The following is a 15,265-nucleotide window of genomic DNA, read 5'->3' on the forward strand; positions in this document are numbered from 1 at the left end:
GACGGTAGACTGTCGTGGTGACTTCCAGCAATGATTCGTTTGTCCACCTGCACACCCACACTGAGTACTCCATGCTGGATGGAGCTGCCCGGCTCGGTGAGCTTTTCGATGAAACCGAACGGCTGGGCATGCCGGCCCTGGCCACGACTGACCACGGATATTTGTTCGGGGCGTTCGACTTCTGGCGCAAAGCCACAGACAAGGGCATCAAGCCGATCATCGGCGTCGAAGCCTATGTAACACCCGGCACCGCCCGCGGGGACAAGGAGCGTGTGCGCTGGGGCGACGAAAGCCAGCGTAAGGACGATGTCTCCGGCGGTGGCTCGTACACCCATATGACGCTGCTGAGCTACAACAACGTGGGCATGAGGAACCTCTTCAGGGCTTCTTCGATTGCTTCCCTGGACTCTGTCTTTGGTAAGTGGCCGCGGCTGGACCGGGAACTGCTCAACACCTACTCCGAAGGCCTGATCGCCACCACCGGATGCCCGTCCGGAGAGGTCCAGACCAAGTTGCGCCTGGGGCAGTACCGCGAAGCCGTGGAGGCTGCAGCAGAGTTCCGCGACATCTTCGGAGCGGAGAACTATTTCTGCGAACTGATGGACCACGGGCTGGACATTGAACGGCGCGTCACCGGCGACCTCCTGCGCTTGGCCAAGGAACTCAACCTGCCACTCGTGGCCACAAATGACCTCCATTACACCCATGAGCACGATGCCAAGGCCCATGAAGCGTTGCTGGCGATTCAGTCCGGTTCCACGCTCCTGGAACCGACGTACGATAACGGCGGTTCCCGCTTTGCGTTCTCCGGTAGTGGCTATTACCTGAAATCTCCGCAGGAAATGCGGGAATTGTTCCGCGATCACCCTGAAGCCTGCGACAACACGCTGCTCATCGCCGAGCGTTGCGAAGTTTCCTTCAACACCGGCGCCAACTACATGCCGCGCTTCCCTTGTCCTCCCGGTGAAGACGAGACCTCCTGGTTGGTCAAGGAAGTGGACGCCGGTCTGAAGTACCGCTATCCCCAGGGCATTCCGGACAAGGTCCGCAAGCAAGCTGACTATGAGCTCGGTGTCATCACCTCCATGGGATTCCCCGGGTACTTCCTGGTGGTTGCCGACTTCATCAACTGGGCCAAGAACAATGGCATCCGGGTAGGTCCCGGCCGTGGTTCCGGTGCAGGATCCATGGTGGCCTACGCCATGCGCATCACCGACCTCGACCCGCTGCAGCACGGCCTGATCTTTGAACGCTTCCTCAACCCGGACCGCGTTTCCATGCCTGACTTCGACGTCGACTTCGATGATCGCCGCCGCTCCGAGGTGATCGACTACGTCACCAAGAAGTACGGCGACGAGCGCGTGGCCATGATCGTCACGTACGGAACCATCAAGACCAAGCAGGCGCTCAAGGACTCTTCCCGTGTGCTCGGCTATCCGTTCAGCATGGGCGAGACACTCACCAAGGCCCTTCCGCCTGCCGTCATGGCCAAGGACATTCCGCTGGCCGACATCCAGAACCCGGAGTCCAAGCGCTACAGCGAGGCAGGGGACTTCCGCCAGCTGATCGCTACCGATCCCGAGGCCGCCAAGGTCTTCGAGACCGCGCTGGGCATCGAGGGCCTGAAACGCCAGTGGGGTGTTCACGCCGCCGGCGTCATCATGTCCTCGGACCCCATCATCGACGTCATCCCCATCATGCGCCGTTTCCAGGACGGCCAAGTCATCACCCAGTTCGACTATCCGACCTCCGAGGGCCTCGGACTGATCAAGATGGACTTCCTGGGCCTGAGGAACCTGACGATCATTTCCGATGCCCTGGAAAACATCAAGATGAACCGCGGCGTTGACCTGGACCTGGAAAACCTGGAACTCGATGACGCTCCGTCCTACGAGCTGCTGGCCCGCGGTGACACCCTTGGTGTGTTCCAGCTCGACGGTGGACCCATGCGGTCCCTGCTCAAGCTGATGAAGCCTGACAACTTCGAAGATATCTCCGCAGTCCTTGCGCTGTACCGGCCTGGTCCCATGGGTGCCAACGCCCACACCGACTATGCTCTGCGCAAGAACGGGATTCAGGAAGTAATCCCCATCCACCCGGAACTGGAAGAACCGCTCAAGGAAATCCTGGGTGGAACCTTTGGCCTGATCGTGTACCAGGAACAGGTCATGGCTGTGGCGCAGAAGCTGGCCGGCTACTCTCTCGGCCAAGCAGACATCCTCCGTCGTGCCATGGGCAAGAAGAAGAAGTCCGAGCTGGACAAGCAGTTCGCCGGCTTCTCCCAAGGTATGCAGGACAACGGCTACTCCATGGCCGCTGTCAAGACGCTCTGGGACATTCTGCTCCCGTTCTCCGACTACGCCTTCAACAAGGCCCACTCGGCCGCGTACGGCGTGATCTCCTACTGGACGGCCTACCTGAAGGCGCACTACGCGCCGGAGTACATGGCGGCACTTCTGACGTCGGTGGGTGATGACAAGGACAAATCCGCCATCTACCTCAACGAGTGTCGTCGAATGGGCATCACGGTCCTGCCGCCGGATGTCAACGAATCATCGCTGAACTTCACCCCTGTGGGCACGGACATCCGCTTCGGTATGGGCGCCATTCGCAACGTGGGTGTCAACGTGGTGGATGCCATGGTGGCCGCCCGCACTTCCGAAGGAAAGTACACGTCCTTCAAGGACTTCCTCCTGAAGGTGCCGGCCGTGGTGTGCAACAAGCGCACCATCGAATCGCTGATCAAAGCCGGGGCCTTCGACTCGCTCGGCCATCACCGGCGGGCTCTGGCGATGATCCATGAAGAAGCCATAGATTCCGTGATCACGCTCAAGCGCAATGAGGCCATTGGCCAGTTCGATCTTTTCGCCGGCTTTGAAGACCAGGAGCCCGAGGCGTCGCTGACAACGGAAATCCCGGATCTGCCCGAGTGGGAAAAGAAGGACAAGCTGTCCTTCGAACGGGACATGCTGGGCCTTTATGTCTCAGACCATCCCCTGCAGGGATTGGAGGGCGTCCTCAGCCAGCACGCGGAACAGTCCATCACCTCGATCATCGCTGAGGACGGACCGCACGACGGCGCCATTGTCACCATTGCGGGCATGATCACCTCGCTGAGCCGCAGGATCGCCAAGGCCAGCGGAAACGCGTACGCCCGGGCAGAGATCGAGGACCTCGGCGCTTCCATGGAGGTCATGTTCTTCGGCCAGGTGTACGGGCCCATTGCCTCGGTCCTGGCCGAGGACTTGATTGTTGTTGTCAAGGGACGGTTGCAGCGCCGCGATGACGGTGCGGTCACCCTGAATTGCATGGAGCTTTCCGTCCCGGACCTCAGCGAAAGCGTGAACGGTCCGGTGGTTATCACCATTCCTACGTTCAAGGCCACCGAAGCAGTTGTGACAGACCTGCGGGATGTGCTGCGCACTCACCGCGGAAACTCGGAAGTCCGTCTCAAACTGATGGGCGATACGAAGGTGGAGGTCATGGGCTTGCCGGTCCATATGAGGGTCAACCCCAGCCCATCACTGTTCGGGGACCTCAAGGTGCTGCTGGGTCCGGCCTGCCTGGACAACTGATACACCTGCACAACTGATACACCTGGATAACTGATACAGAGGTCCTGGCAAGGCTGGCCGCCGCTGGAATCCTCAGCCCTTAGATTTCGTAGTCGAGCGGGGCGGGCTTGCTGTAGGCGCCGCCGTGGTAGAGCAGGGGAGTGCCGTCCTGGCCCACTTGCCCATCAACCACCTCCACCACCACTACTGCGTTGTTCTCGAAGGACAGGCGCATTTGGATTCTGCCCACGAGCCAGCCGCTGACGTCCTTGAGAATGGGGACGTCGTGGGGGCCCGGCTCCCAGTGGTCGCCGTCGAACCGATCGCGGGTCCGAGCGAAGCGATTGGCGAGGGCTTGGTTTTCCAGCCCCAACATGTGAACTCCGATGTACTCCGCGTTGGCCACAGCCGGCCAGGAACTGGAGCTTCTGGCCATATTGAAGGTGAAGCGGGGCGGTTCGGCTGACAGGGAGGCCACGGACGTGGCAGTGAATCCAAACGGGCTTCCGTTCAGGTTCGCCGTGATGATTGCCACTCCGGCGGCATGCCGACGGAACATTTCCCGGAAGGTCTGATCGTAGCCGGATGGTTCGCTGGACACGTGGGTGTTCTCCTGGGCTGTGGCGGTTGTACTTCTCACCTTCAGGGTATTCCTCCCATCCGGCGAGCCCCACATTTTGTTGGGTAGGCGTGAGCCTTTGTTAAGGTGAGTTGCATGACCGAGCCCACCGCGCACGTCCCACCCGTTTCAGAACCGTTGCCCGCCACGAAACCCCGGCGGCCGAAGGATGTGCTGTGGCTGGTACTTCCGGCTGCTTTGGGCGTGGTGGCCGGGGTGGTCTGGTGGCTGTTGGCTCCGGGCGGGTTGAACCTGGTCTCGGGCAATCCGGATCTGGCCAATGCGGCCAATCCTGATTCCTGGCTTCCGCGGGACTTGGTCCTCGGAGCCCTGATGTTGCTGGCAGGCTGCCTCACCGGCGTCATGCTTGACGGGAAGCTGCAGGGGGAGGGTTCGGGCAGACGCTTGACCTTTGCCCTTGTTGGCGGTGCTTTAGGGGCTCTTATCGCCTGGTTGGTCGGGCTACTGACGGGCCAGCTACTGGGTCCGGCCCCGGATCCGGCACTTGGCTCCGGGTTTGGTTTCACGCTTCGCTCCTATGCTGTGCTGGTCCTGTGGCCTGCTGCCATTGCCTTCATCACGTTCGTCCTGGCCCTGTTCGGGGTTCTGTCAAAGAAGCCCGTAAAATAGCCGGGTGACCACTTCTCCGGATACTTCCGCCCCTTCCACTGACGCCCTTGCCTTTCGGAGCATCGATTTCCGGGGCCGCCACCTCTCCCTGGCGGAGCTGCGTGCAGCGGTTCCCAGGGCGCAGCATCAGACCGTGGCGGATGCGGAGCAGAAGGTCCTAAACATCATTTCCGATGTCCGAAGCCGTGGCTTTGCCGCCTTGGGTGAACTGGCCAGGAAATTCGACGGTGTGGAACAGTCCCACCCGCGGGTCCCGGCAGAGGCGCTCTCCAAGGCCCTGAACGAACTTGATCCGAAGGTTCGGGCCGCCTTGGAAGAATCCATCAACCGTGCACGGCAGTTTGCTGACCAGCAGCGCCCTGCCAACGTTGACGTTCAGCTTGGCGACGGCGCTGTTGTCAGCCAGAACTGGATTCCGGTGGGGCGCGTAGGGCTGTACGTTCCCGGCGGACTGGCCCCTCTGGCGTCATCGGTGATCATGAACGTGGTCCCCGCGGTTGCGGCGGGCGTCGAGTCCATTGCATTGGCATCCCCGCCGCAGAAAGACTTCGACGGACTTCCGCACCCCACCATCCTGGCCGCCGCGAAGCTCCTGGGCATCGATGAGGTCTACGCCATCGGTGGTGCACAGGCAATTGTTTCGTTTGCTTACGGCGTTCCGGGTACCGGAGGCGAGTTGCCCATTGAGCCCGTTGACGTGGTCACTGGACCCGGCAACATCTTTGTGGCCACAGCCAAGCGGCTCGTGAAGGGCGTGGTGGGCATTGACTCGGAGGCCGGAACTACCGAGATCGCCATCCTCGCCGACTCCACTGCGCAGGCCCCCTTGGTGGCCGCTGATCTCATTAGCCAGGCCGAGCATGATCCCAAAGCAGCTTCCGTCCTGGTGACGGACTCCCCGGAGCTGGCCGACGCCGTCGTGCGTGAACTGGCCCGGCAAGCCTCTGCAACCAAGCACAGTTCCCGGGTCCTCGAGGCGTTGTCCGGACCGCAGTCCGGTGTGGTGCTGGTGGACGATCTTGAGCAGGGGATCGCAGTCTGCAACGCGTACGCCGCTGAGCACCTGGAAATCATGACGGCAGATGCGGCGGCAGTCGCATCGCGGATCCGTAACGCGGGGGCGATCTTCGTGGGCGACTTCAGCCCGGTAAGCCTGGGGGACTATTGCGCCGGTTCCAATCACGTACTGCCCACCAGCGGGACGGCGGCTTTCTCATCAGGACTCAATGTCACGACGTTCCTCCGTGCAGTTCAGGTCATCAATTATGACCGCGCCGCATTGGAGCAGGTCAGCGGACATATTGTGAGCTTGTCAGGTGCCGAAGACCTTCCCGGCCACGGAGACGCCGTCCGGATCCGCTTCACTGAGGGGTCGTAAGCAGTCTGAGAAGTCCTGAGAAGTCCTGACCAGCACCTAACTGACCACTACATATATGGGTACCCCGTACTACATGTAGTAGTTACACGCTTGTCATTACGGTGGGGCGGCCCGTAAACTGGTGCCGGAAGAGAATCTTCCGGCACTTTTGCGTATCCGGCGTCCTGCCGTTTCCGAGTCCGTGCCGGAGCTGTCAGGGGAGGCCCAGCGTGTATTGTCCGTTCTGCCGGAATCCCGACTCCCGCGTCGTTGACAGCCGCATGGCTGACGATGGCTCCGCTATTCGCCGCCGCCGCCAATGCCCTGAGTGCGGACGCCGCTTCACCACTGTGGAGACCACCAGCTTGTCCGTCATCAAGCGGTCCGGCGTTGGTGAACCATTCAGCCGGATCAAGGTCATCAGCGGAGTCCGCAAAGCATGCCAAGGGCGTCCGGTCACTGAAGACGATCTGGCGATGCTGGCTCAGGAAGTCGAGGAAAATATTCGTTCCTCGGGCGCGGCGGAGATCGATGCCCATGAGGTGGGCTTGGCGATTCTGGGCCCGCTGCGGAAGCTGGATGAAGTGGCGTACCTTCGTTTCGCGAGCGTCTATCAGGCGTTCGAGTCCTTGGAAGACTTTGAGTCGGCCATCTCCCTGCTGCGCCATGAGGCAGACGAAGCCAAGGCAGGCGCCAAAGAAGCCACGGGTTCGGAAAAGAGCCCGCTCTAACTCCGGTGGCGGCAGCGGAGGGGAAGCCGCAGCCGCCACCGGCACCAATCCGGGCCGGGCTGTCCCGGTCAGGCGCTAGCGTCCGCCAGATACGGGGAGCACAGCACCTGTAATGTAGCCAGCCCCATCCGACATCAGCCACATGACGGCCGCAGCCACCTCTTCCGGTTCGGCTCCGCGACCCATGGGAATGGTTGGGTTGAGCCTTTCCACCCGGTCCGGCATTCCGGCCGCTGCGTGGAGCCCGGTGTTCGTGCTGCCGGGGGCAACGGCGTTGACACGGATGCCCTGCTTGGCCACTTCTGCTGCCAGACCCACCGTCAGGACGTCAACGGCGCCCTTGGTGGCCGCGTAGTGGACCCAGGTCCCCGGTGAACCGGCTTTGGTGGCGGTGGACGAGATATTGATGATGGATCCGCCACTGCCGCCGTTGTGCGTTGTGAGCCTCCGGACGGCTTCCTGGCACATGAACATCATTCCGGAGATATTCACATCAACAACGCGCTGCACTACTGCTGCAGGGACGTCAGCCAGTGGACCAATCAGGTTGCCGGTGATGGCAGCGTTGTTGACGACGGCGGTGAGCGCACCGAAGCTGCCGGCGACGTCGAACAAACGCCCGACGTCGGCGGGCTGGCTGATATCGGCCGGCACGCTGACTGCCTTGCCGCCTTGAGCCAGGATGTCGTTGACCACTGACTCTGCGCCTTCGCTGTCTGCAGAGTAATTAACCACTACGAGGTAGCCGACGGCCGCCGCGGCCCGGGCCACGGCGGCACCGATCCCGCGGCTGGCGCCAGTGACAATCGCCACTCCGCGTTCGGTGGGCCGGGCAGCCGGCAGCTGTTCTGCCACGCTGGAACTACTTTGCGAGTTTGTGGTGCAAGGCGACTTCGAGCGCAGCACCCACGATCCCGGCGTCGTTCTTCAACTTTGCCGTGACGATTTTGGTCCGCAGGTCAAGATGCGGGAAGTACTCGTCGGAGCGCTTGGAAATGCCTCCGCCCACAATGAAGAGTTCGGGGGAGAAAAGGAACTCAACGTGCTGAAGGTAGCGGTTGAGAAGGACCCCGTATTCGTCCCAGCTGAGCCCATCGCGTTCCCGTGCCACGGCGGATGCCTTGGTCTCGGCGTCGTGTCCGTCAACCTCCAGGTGGCCGAGCTCGGCATTGGGGACCAACTGTCCGTTGAAGATGAAGGCCGATCCGATGCCGGTGCCCAGCGTGATCACCAGGACTGTGCCGTCCACGCCCTCGCCGGCTCCGTAGCGGGCTTCGGCGAGGCCCGCTGCGTCGGCATCATTGATGACCTCTACGGGGCGGCCGAGGCGCTTGGTGAACGTGGCATCGATGTCGGTGCTGAGCCAGGTCTTGTCCACGTTGGCCGCAGAGTTGACCACTCCGTGCTGGATGATGCCGGGGAAAGTGACACCCACCGGTGAGTCGGCCGCAGGAGCGTCGGGGCGGCTGGAGAGTTCCTCGACGATGTGGGCGACAACCTCGGCCACGGCCTCCGGAGTGGCGGGCTGCGGAGTGGGAACGCGGAAGCGGTCGCCAATCAGTTTGCCCTTCTTCAGGTCGACAATGCCGCCCTTGATGCCGGTGCCGCCGATGTCGATACCGATCAAAGGGGCGTTCTTGTGGTTCTTCTCATCCTTCTTGGACAATGCATTTCCGATCATGGCAGGAGGGGATGGGCATGGCGCAGCCGCCCGGGCTGCGGGACCTTCCGGAGAGCTTAGGGAAGGGTAAGGATTTCCGCGCCGGTCTCGGTGACCAGCAGGGTGTGTTCGAACTGGGCTGTGCGTTTGTGGTCCTTGGTGACGACCGTCCAGTCATCGGCCCACATTTCCCAGTCGATAGTGCCGAGCGTCAGCATGGGTTCGATGGTGAAAACCATGCCCGCCTCGATCACGGTGTTGTACGCCGGGGCTGCGTCGTAATGCGGAATGATGAGGCCTGTGTGAAAGGCCTCGCCCACGCCGTGGCCGGTGAAATCCCGCACTACGCCGTAGCCGAAGCGTTTGGCGTAGGACTGGATAGCTCGGCCGATTACGTTGATTTCGCGGCCTGGGGCCACGGCCTTGATGGCCCGGTTGAGCGACTCCTGCGTACGCTCAACCAGCAAACGGGATTCTTCGTCCACGTCGCCAACCAGGAAAGTGTAATTGGTATCCCCATGCACTCCGTTGATGAAGGCTGTGATGTCAATATTCAGGATGTCGCCATCCTGGAGCACGGTCGAGTCGGGGATTCCGTGGCAAATGACCTCGTTGAGGGAGGAACACAGAGATTTGGGGAACCCGCGGTAACCGAGCGTGGAGGGGTAGGCATGGTGATCCAGAAGGAACTCGTGCCCTATTTGGTCCAGCTGGTCCGTGGTGACGCCGGGCTGGATGTGCTTGCCCACCTCGACGATTGCTTGCGCGGCAATCTTCCCCGCAATCCGGATCTTCTCTATGGTCTCCGGGGACTTCACCTCGGATCCGGTGAACTTGGCTGGCGCCTTCTTGCCTACATACTCCGGCCTGGGAATCGACGCCGGCACGGGTCGTTCAGGGCTGATGGTTCCCGGGGTGAGGGCGCCGATGGGTGCAGTCGAGGCAAGAGAAGGCATAGATTGATCATATAAGGCACACAAGAGACGTAAGTAACAAAGCGTGGCCGGGTTCCTGTGACCCCGCCAACGTTACGCGTCCAATAGCCCCTGGATCGAGGAGGAGACGTGACGGAGTACTGGTACAACGTCAAGACGCACGAGATCGAAGAAGACGCTATGTCTGATTGGTCCCAGCTGATTGGCCCCTACAAAACCAGGGAAGAAGCTGAGCACGCCTTGGAGAAGGTTAAAGCCCGCAATGACGCCTGGGACGCCCAGGATGACGATTAGCGGTTAGAAGGAGTGCTCCGGTCCGGGGAACTGTCCGGATCGGACATCCTCCGCGTAGGCGACCGCGGCATCGCTCAATGTGGTGCGAAGATCTGCGTATTGCTTGACGAACTTTGCCATCTTGCCACCCCGCAAACCTGCCATGTCCTGCCACACAAGGACCTGCCCGGTGGTGCTCTTGCCGGCGCCGATACCGACGGTGGGCACCCGCAGGGCTGCATCCACAACGGCTGCAGTCTCGGCAGGCACCATTTCCATCAGGACACTGAAGGCGCCAGCGTCCTGCAGGGCGATGGCGTCGTCCACGAGCCGCTGGGCGTCATCGCCACGGCCCTGGACGCGGTATCCCCCTAGGGAATGTTCACTTTGGGGAGTGAAGCCGATGTGGGCCATGACGGGAATTCCTGCCTGGACCATGGCCTTGACGGTTTCGGCGTAGTAAGCGGTTCCTTCAATTTTGACGGCGTGTGCCAGTCCTTCCTTGAGGAACCGGACGCCGGTGGCAACCGCCTGGGCTGGGGACACTTCGTAGCTGCCGAAGGGCAGGTCAGCCACCACCAGCGCCCGCTTGGCCGCCCTGGCTACAGCCCGCGTCAAGGGCAGGAGCTCCTCCACAGTGACGGGAAGGCTCGTCTCATTGCCGAACACGTTGTTCGAAGCGGAGTCGCCCACCAGGAGGACTTCAATCCCGGCCTGGTCAAAAATCTCGGCGGTGTACTGCTCATATGCCGTCAGCATGGCGAAGTGCTCGCCGTTGTCCTTGGCTTGCTGAAGGTGGTGGATCCGGACCCTGCCGATGGGCTTCCTGCCCGCCGCCGACGGCACGTCGGCGGCCGCTGCAGGCCCCGTGCCGTAAGGTGCGGGAACTTCGGCGGGCGTGGTGGACTCAGGAAGGTTGCTCGGGGCCATGGATAGAGCCTAAGCGGTGCCGACGGCGGCTGCCACCAGTGTGCCCGGCGTCACCTTTTGTAAACGCTGTGTTACGCGCAGCTACTGCTGCGGCATTAGCACGGAACTGTTAGTAGAGTGAAGGCTGAGCTGCCGTGGCTTCTACTCCTTGAAACCAGCGGCATGGACACTGAATCGGAAAAGAGGCCCTATGGACCGCCAGCAAGAGTTCGTTCTGCGGACAATCGAAGAGCGTGACGTGCGCTTCGTACGCTTGTGGTTCACCGACGTCGTGGGTTCGCTCAAATCGGTGGCGCTTGCGCCGGCTGAGGTTGAGGGCGCCTTTGAAGAAGGCCTGGGTTTTGACGGTTCCGCCATTGAAGGCCTGGCCCGCGTGTTCGAGTCCGACATGCTCGCCCAGCCGGACCCGTCCACCTTCCAGATCCTGCCGTGGCGTGGAGAGACGGAACAGACGTCGCGCATGTTCTGTGACGTCCTTACCCCCGATGGCGAGCCGTCCGCCGCGGACCCCCGCAACGTCCTGAAGAGGACCCTTGCGAAGGCCGCTGACATGGGCTTTACCTGCTACACCCACCCCGAGATTGAGTTCTACTTGTTGAAGTCAAAGGACCTGGGCCCGGACAGCGCTCCAGTTCCCGTGGACGAGGGCGGCTACTTTGACCACGTGCCGGGTGGCGTAGCACAGGACTTCCGCCGCACCGCAGTCACCATGCTCGAATCCGTCGGCATCTCGGTGGAGTTCAGCCACCACGAGGCCGGGCCGGGCCAGAACGAGATCGACCTCCGCTATGCGGACGCGCTTCAGACCGCGGATAACATCATGACGTTCCGGACGGTCATCAAGGAAGTGGCCCTTCAGCAGGGTACGTACGCCACCTTCATGCCCAAGCCGTTCACGGACCACCCCGGTTCAGGCATGCACACCCACTTCTCGCTCTTCGAGGGCGACACCAACGCGTTCTTCGAAGCCGGTGCCGAGTTCCAGCTCTCAAAGACCGCACGCCAGTTCATCGCCGGAATCCTCAAGCACGCTCCTGAATTCACGGCTGTCACCAATCAGTTCGTCAATTCCTACAAGCGCCTCTGGGGCGGCGGCGAAGCCCCGAGCTACCTGAGCTGGGGCCACAACAATCGCTCGGCATTGGTGCGCGTTCCGCTGTACAAGCCGGGCAAGGGCCAGTCGGCACGCATCGAGTACCGGGGGATCGATAGCGCAACCAACCCCTACTTGGCCTACGCCGTGCTGCTGGGTGCCGGTTTGAAAGGCATCGAGGAAGGCTACGAACTTCCAGCGGCAGCCGAAGACGATGTGTGGTCCTTGACCACCGCGGAACGCAGGGCCATGGGACATGCGCCGTTGCCGGCCAGCCTCCATGACGCCATCCGGGCCATGGAGGAATCCGAGTTGGTGGCCGAGATCCTGGGGGAGCAGGTGTTCGAACACTTCCTGCGCAACAAGCGTGCAGAATGGCAGGACTACCGCCTCCAAGTCACGCCGTACGAGTTGCAGCGCAACCTCGGCATCCTCTAGGCCGGGCCAATGAGCCTAGCGCGTCGGCTCATTTCAGCCGGATTCAGTGACCTGGAAAAAGGCGAACGGTTTCTCGCTGCCCCGGAACTTGAGGGAATAGATGAGGATGCCCTGTTCGCCGGGCTCTCTCTGTCAGCAAGCCCGGATACTGCACTCCAATCACTGGTCCGGCTCATCGAGAAGAATCCGGAGCTCAGGAAGCTTGCCGCGGCTGACCAGGACACCAGCGAGCCCATGTATCGGCTCCTGGGTGCCTCGGAGGCTCTGGGGGAGTTTCTCATGCGGCGGCCGGAGCATTTGGATGTGTTCAATGTCCGGGTCAGTCCGGAACCGGTGCAGGCCTCCCATGAAGAGCTCCGGGCAGGGCTGCTGCGTTCCGTGAAAGCCGAGCCCGGCGCACAGCGCCCGGTGGCCGGAATGACCGGGCTGCCAGCCTACGCGGCCCTACGGAGTGCGTACCGCCGTGGTCTGACTGAGCTGGCCATCAAGGACATCTGCGCTGCATCGCCAACAGACTTCATGCCATCGGTCGGGGCGGAGCTGGCCGATCTTGCCGGGGCGGCCATCGAAGCTGCCCTCGCGGTGTCCCGGGCCGAAGCTGCGGCACAGTTCACCGCGGCCGAGATCGCTGACGTCGGGCTTGCTGTCATTGGCATGGGCAAATGCGGCGCCCGGGAGCTGAACTACATATCCGACGTCGATGTCATCTACGTCATTGAATCAGCGGAGTTGGACGACGCCCGCGCGTCCACCATCGGTACTGCCCTTGCCTCCGGCATTTCCAGGGCCATCTCTTCCTCAGCGCCGGAACCGGGGCTGTGGGAAGTCGATGCCAATCTTCGTCCGGAAGGGAAATCCGGCCCGTTGGTGCGGACTCTGCCCTCGCACTTGAGCTACTACGCACGGTGGGCCGAAAGCTGGGAGTTCCAAGCACTGCTCAAGGCAAGGACCATTGCCGGTGATAGAGAGCTGGGGCAGCGCTATGAGAAGGCCGTAGAGCCCCTTGTCTGGGCATCCGCGGGCCGGGAAGGTTTTGTGGAGTCGGTCCAGGCAATGCGCCGAAGGGTGACCGACTATATCCCGGCAGCCGAGGAGCAGCGTCAGATCAAGCTGGGGCGCGGCGGCCTCCGGGACGTTGAATTCACGGTTCAGCTGCTGCAGTTGGTGCACGGGAAGTCTGACGAGTCCCTTCGTCGCAGGGACACCACTTCTGCCATAGCCGCTCTGTCTGCCGGGGGTTACATAGGCCGCGCTGACGCCGCGGCTTTTGACAACGCATACCGCTACCTGCGCCTGCTGGAGCATAGAATCCAGCTCTTCCAGCTGCGTCGGACCCACCTCATGCCTGTGTCCGAGGACGCCCAGCGATTCCTGGCCAAGGCCGTCCTGGGTCCGTTCGCCCTGGAGCGGCCGCATCCGGACCAGCTGATGGCCACGTGGCAAAAGACCAAGAAGGCCGTCCGCGAACTCCATGAACGAATTTTTTACAGGCCGTTGCTCAACACAGCGGCAAAGCTGAGCAGCGAAGACGCGAAGCTCAGCCCGGAGGCTGCCCAAGGCCGTCTTGCCGCACTTGGCTATGCGGACCCCCAGGGTGCCATGCGGCATATTGAAGCACTTACCGCGGGTGTCAGCCGACGCGCTGCGCTGCAGAGGCAGCTCTTGCCGATCCTTTTGGGATGGCTTGCCGAAGGTGTAGACCCCGACGCCGGACTGCTCGCTTTCCGCAGGGTCAGTGAAGCCCTCGGCACAACCCATTGGTACTTGGGGCTGCTCCGCGATTCCCAAGCGGCCGCCGAGCGGCTTTGCCAGGTGCTGGCCAATTCCCGGCTAATTTCGGACCTGTTGGAAGTATCTCCGGAGTCCGTTGCCTGGCTGGGCAGCGACAAAGAACTGGCACCAATACCTTTTGAAGCCCAGTGGCAGGAAATCCGTTCCAAGCTCTCCCGCCATGCGGATCCCGAGAGCGCTATGAGGCTGATCCGGCTGATCCGACGTCGCGAGATCCTGCGTACCGCGATCGCCGATAGCGCCGGATTGCTCGATCAGGATGCCGTGGGCTTGGCCTTGTCCGAAACTGATCGGGCTGCGGTTCTTGGTGCATTGCATGTAGCGGAGTCCGTCGTCGCGGCGACGGGTCCGCTGAAAACTGACGTCCTGGTGGTGGCGATGGGGCGGCAGGGTGGCCGGGAGATTGGCTACGGCTCGGACGCTGACGTCATCTACGTTCACCGTGCCCGTGCCGGATTCTCCGATGCCGAGGCTCAGGAGCAAGCGGCCACCATAGTTGCCAAGGTATCCAGCTTCCTCACCCAGCCGCTGAAGCCCGCGATCATGGCCGAACGGGTGCTCATGGTGGACGCAGATCTCCGTCCGGAGGGCAAGAACGGCGCTATGGTGCGGTCCTTGGAGTCGTATGCGGAGTACTACCGGCGGTGGTCCCTTATCTGGGAGGCGCAAGCCCTCCTGCGGGCCCGCCCGATGGCAGGCTCGGACGAGCTTGCCACTGACTTCTTACGCCTCATTGATCCCATACGGTACCCCGAGCACCTTGCGGAGCAGGACGTCCGTGAGATCCGCCGTGTCAAGGCCAGGGTGGAGTCCGAGCGTTTGCCCCGTGGCGCTGATCCCGCACGGCACGTCAAGCTTGGCCGTGGCGGCTTGAGCGATGTTGAATGGCTGGTTCAGCTGATTCAGCTCCAGCACGCCGGAGAGCACCCGGAGCTGCGAACATCGTCAACCCTGGACGCATTGGCTGCTGCGGAACAGTTGGAGTTCATTGCTGAGGAGGATGCCGCGCTCCTGCGGGAGGCGTGGCGACTCGCCAGCCGCATCCGCTCCGCCAACGTCATTGTGACGGGCCGGGCCTCGGATCTCCTGCCGTCATCACGGAAGGACCTGGAGGCAGTGGCGCGCTGGTGTGGCTATGAACCAGGGAACGCGGGTCACTTCGAGGAGGATTATCTGCGGCTTAGTCGCCGGGCCCGGGGTGTCTTCGAAAAAGAGTTCTACGGCAACTGAAGGATGAGAAATCCAGTTAATGCT

General features: G+C 62.1%; 12 protein-coding genes. 7 read left to right on the top strand and 5 right to left on the bottom strand.

All coding sequences use genetic code 11. The features are described 5' to 3' along the window. Nucleotides 1-17: 17 nt before the first annotated feature. The gene (gene dnaE / locus ACZ5J0_RS07790; RefSeq protein WP_142939518.1) at nucleotides 18-3,575 is read left to right on the top strand and encodes a DNA polymerase III subunit alpha; all 3,558 of its coding nucleotides are present in this window, start codon (nucleotides 18-20) and stop codon (nucleotides 3,573-3,575) included. A 79-nt stretch (nucleotides 3,576-3,654) separates the two neighbouring features. On the opposite strand, the gene ACZ5J0_RS07795 is transcribed toward dnaE, so the two are convergent. Further along, complete coding sequence (locus tag ACZ5J0_RS07795; RefSeq protein WP_142939576.1) at nucleotides 3,655-4,155, bottom strand: flavin reductase family protein; 501 nt, start codon at nucleotides 4,153-4,155, stop codon at nucleotides 3,655-3,657. Between the two features lie 114 nt (nucleotides 4,156-4,269). On the opposite strand from ACZ5J0_RS07795, the gene ACZ5J0_RS07800 reads away from it, so the two are divergent. The 3 genes from ACZ5J0_RS07800 (at nucleotide 4,270) to nrdR (ending at nucleotide 6,891) form a co-directional block, all read left to right on the top strand. After that, a complete protein-coding gene (locus tag ACZ5J0_RS07800; protein ID WP_142939517.1) occupies nucleotides 4,270-4,803 on the top strand; it encodes a hypothetical protein in 534 nt (177 codons plus the stop codon). A 4-nt stretch (nucleotides 4,804-4,807) separates the two neighbouring features. Next, the gene (hisD, locus tag ACZ5J0_RS07805) at nucleotides 4,808-6,181 is read left to right on the top strand and encodes a histidinol dehydrogenase (protein ID WP_464094528.1); all 1,374 of its coding nucleotides are present in this window, start codon (nucleotides 4,808-4,810) and stop codon (nucleotides 6,179-6,181) included. Nucleotides 6,182-6,390: 209 nt separating this feature from the next. Then, entirely contained in the window at nucleotides 6,391-6,891 is a 501-nt protein-coding gene (gene nrdR, locus ACZ5J0_RS07810) for a transcriptional regulator NrdR (protein ID WP_142939515.1), read from the top strand. Between the two features lie 75 nt (nucleotides 6,892-6,966). Here nrdR and ACZ5J0_RS07815 read toward each other — a convergent pair whose 3' ends face one another. From ACZ5J0_RS07815 to map, 3 genes are all read right to left on the bottom strand, one after another. Next, nucleotides 6,967-7,746, bottom strand: a complete 780-nt coding sequence (locus tag ACZ5J0_RS07815) for an SDR family oxidoreductase (protein ID WP_464094529.1) — start codon at nucleotides 7,744-7,746, stop codon at nucleotides 6,967-6,969. A gap of 7 nt (nucleotides 7,747-7,753) precedes the next feature. Further along, a complete protein-coding gene (gene ppgK, locus ACZ5J0_RS07820; RefSeq protein ID WP_142939574.1) occupies nucleotides 7,754-8,557 on the bottom strand; it encodes a polyphosphate--glucose phosphotransferase in 804 nt (267 codons plus the stop codon). A 71-nt stretch (nucleotides 8,558-8,628) separates the two neighbouring features. Beyond that, complete coding sequence (gene map, locus ACZ5J0_RS07825; RefSeq protein ID WP_142939514.1) at nucleotides 8,629-9,507, bottom strand: type I methionyl aminopeptidase; 879 nt, start codon at nucleotides 9,505-9,507, stop codon at nucleotides 8,629-8,631. A 108-nt stretch (nucleotides 9,508-9,615) separates the two neighbouring features. On the opposite strand from map, the gene ACZ5J0_RS07830 reads away from it, so the two are divergent. Beyond that, nucleotides 9,616-9,780 carry an SPOR domain-containing protein gene (locus tag ACZ5J0_RS07830; protein WP_142939513.1) on the top strand — a complete coding sequence of 55 codons (165 nt, stop codon included), beginning with the start codon at nucleotides 9,616-9,618 and terminating at the stop codon, nucleotides 9,778-9,780. A 3-nt stretch (nucleotides 9,781-9,783) separates the two neighbouring features. Here the strand turns inward: ACZ5J0_RS07830 and panB are convergent, their stop codons facing one another. Further along, on the bottom strand, nucleotides 9,784-10,689 hold the full coding sequence (panB, locus tag ACZ5J0_RS07835; protein ID WP_142939512.1) for a 3-methyl-2-oxobutanoate hydroxymethyltransferase: 906 nt from the start codon (nucleotides 10,687-10,689) through the stop codon (nucleotides 9,784-9,786). A 190-nt stretch (nucleotides 10,690-10,879) separates the two neighbouring features. Between panB and glnA the strand changes: the two genes are divergently transcribed. Together glnA and ACZ5J0_RS07845 are read left to right on the top strand one after the other, a co-directional pair. Beyond that, nucleotides 10,880-12,220, top strand: a complete 1,341-nt coding sequence (gene glnA / locus ACZ5J0_RS07840; protein WP_142939511.1) for a type I glutamate--ammonia ligase — start codon at nucleotides 10,880-10,882, stop codon at nucleotides 12,218-12,220. Nucleotides 12,221-12,229: 9 nt separating this feature from the next. Next, entirely contained in the window at nucleotides 12,230-15,241 is a 3,012-nt protein-coding gene (locus ACZ5J0_RS07845) for a bifunctional [glutamine synthetase] adenylyltransferase/[glutamine synthetase]-adenylyl-L-tyrosine phosphorylase (protein WP_250820921.1), read from the top strand. Nucleotides 15,242-15,265: the final 24 nt, after the last annotated feature.

Source organism: Arthrobacter sp. DualSoilB13, assembly GCF_055389195.1.

Bases quoted from the DNA above. Each gene is read 5' to 3' on its own strand.
- glnA (WP_142939511.1), top strand. From the start codon at position 10,880: ATGGACCGCCAGCAAGAGTTCGTTCTGCGGACAATCGAAGAGCGTGAC.
- map (WP_142939514.1), bottom strand. From the start codon at position 9,507: ATGCCTTCTCTTGCCTCGACTGCACCCATCGGCGCCCTCACCCCGGGA.
- panB (WP_142939512.1), bottom strand. From the start codon at position 10,689: ATGGCCCCGAGCAACCTTCCTGAGTCCACCACGCCCGCCGAAGTTCCC.
- ACZ5J0_RS07845 (WP_250820921.1), top strand. From the start codon at position 12,230: ATGAGCCTAGCGCGTCGGCTCATTTCAGCCGGATTCAGTGACCTGGAA.
- ACZ5J0_RS07800 (WP_142939517.1), top strand. From the start codon at position 4,270: ATGACCGAGCCCACCGCGCACGTCCCACCCGTTTCAGAACCGTTGCCC.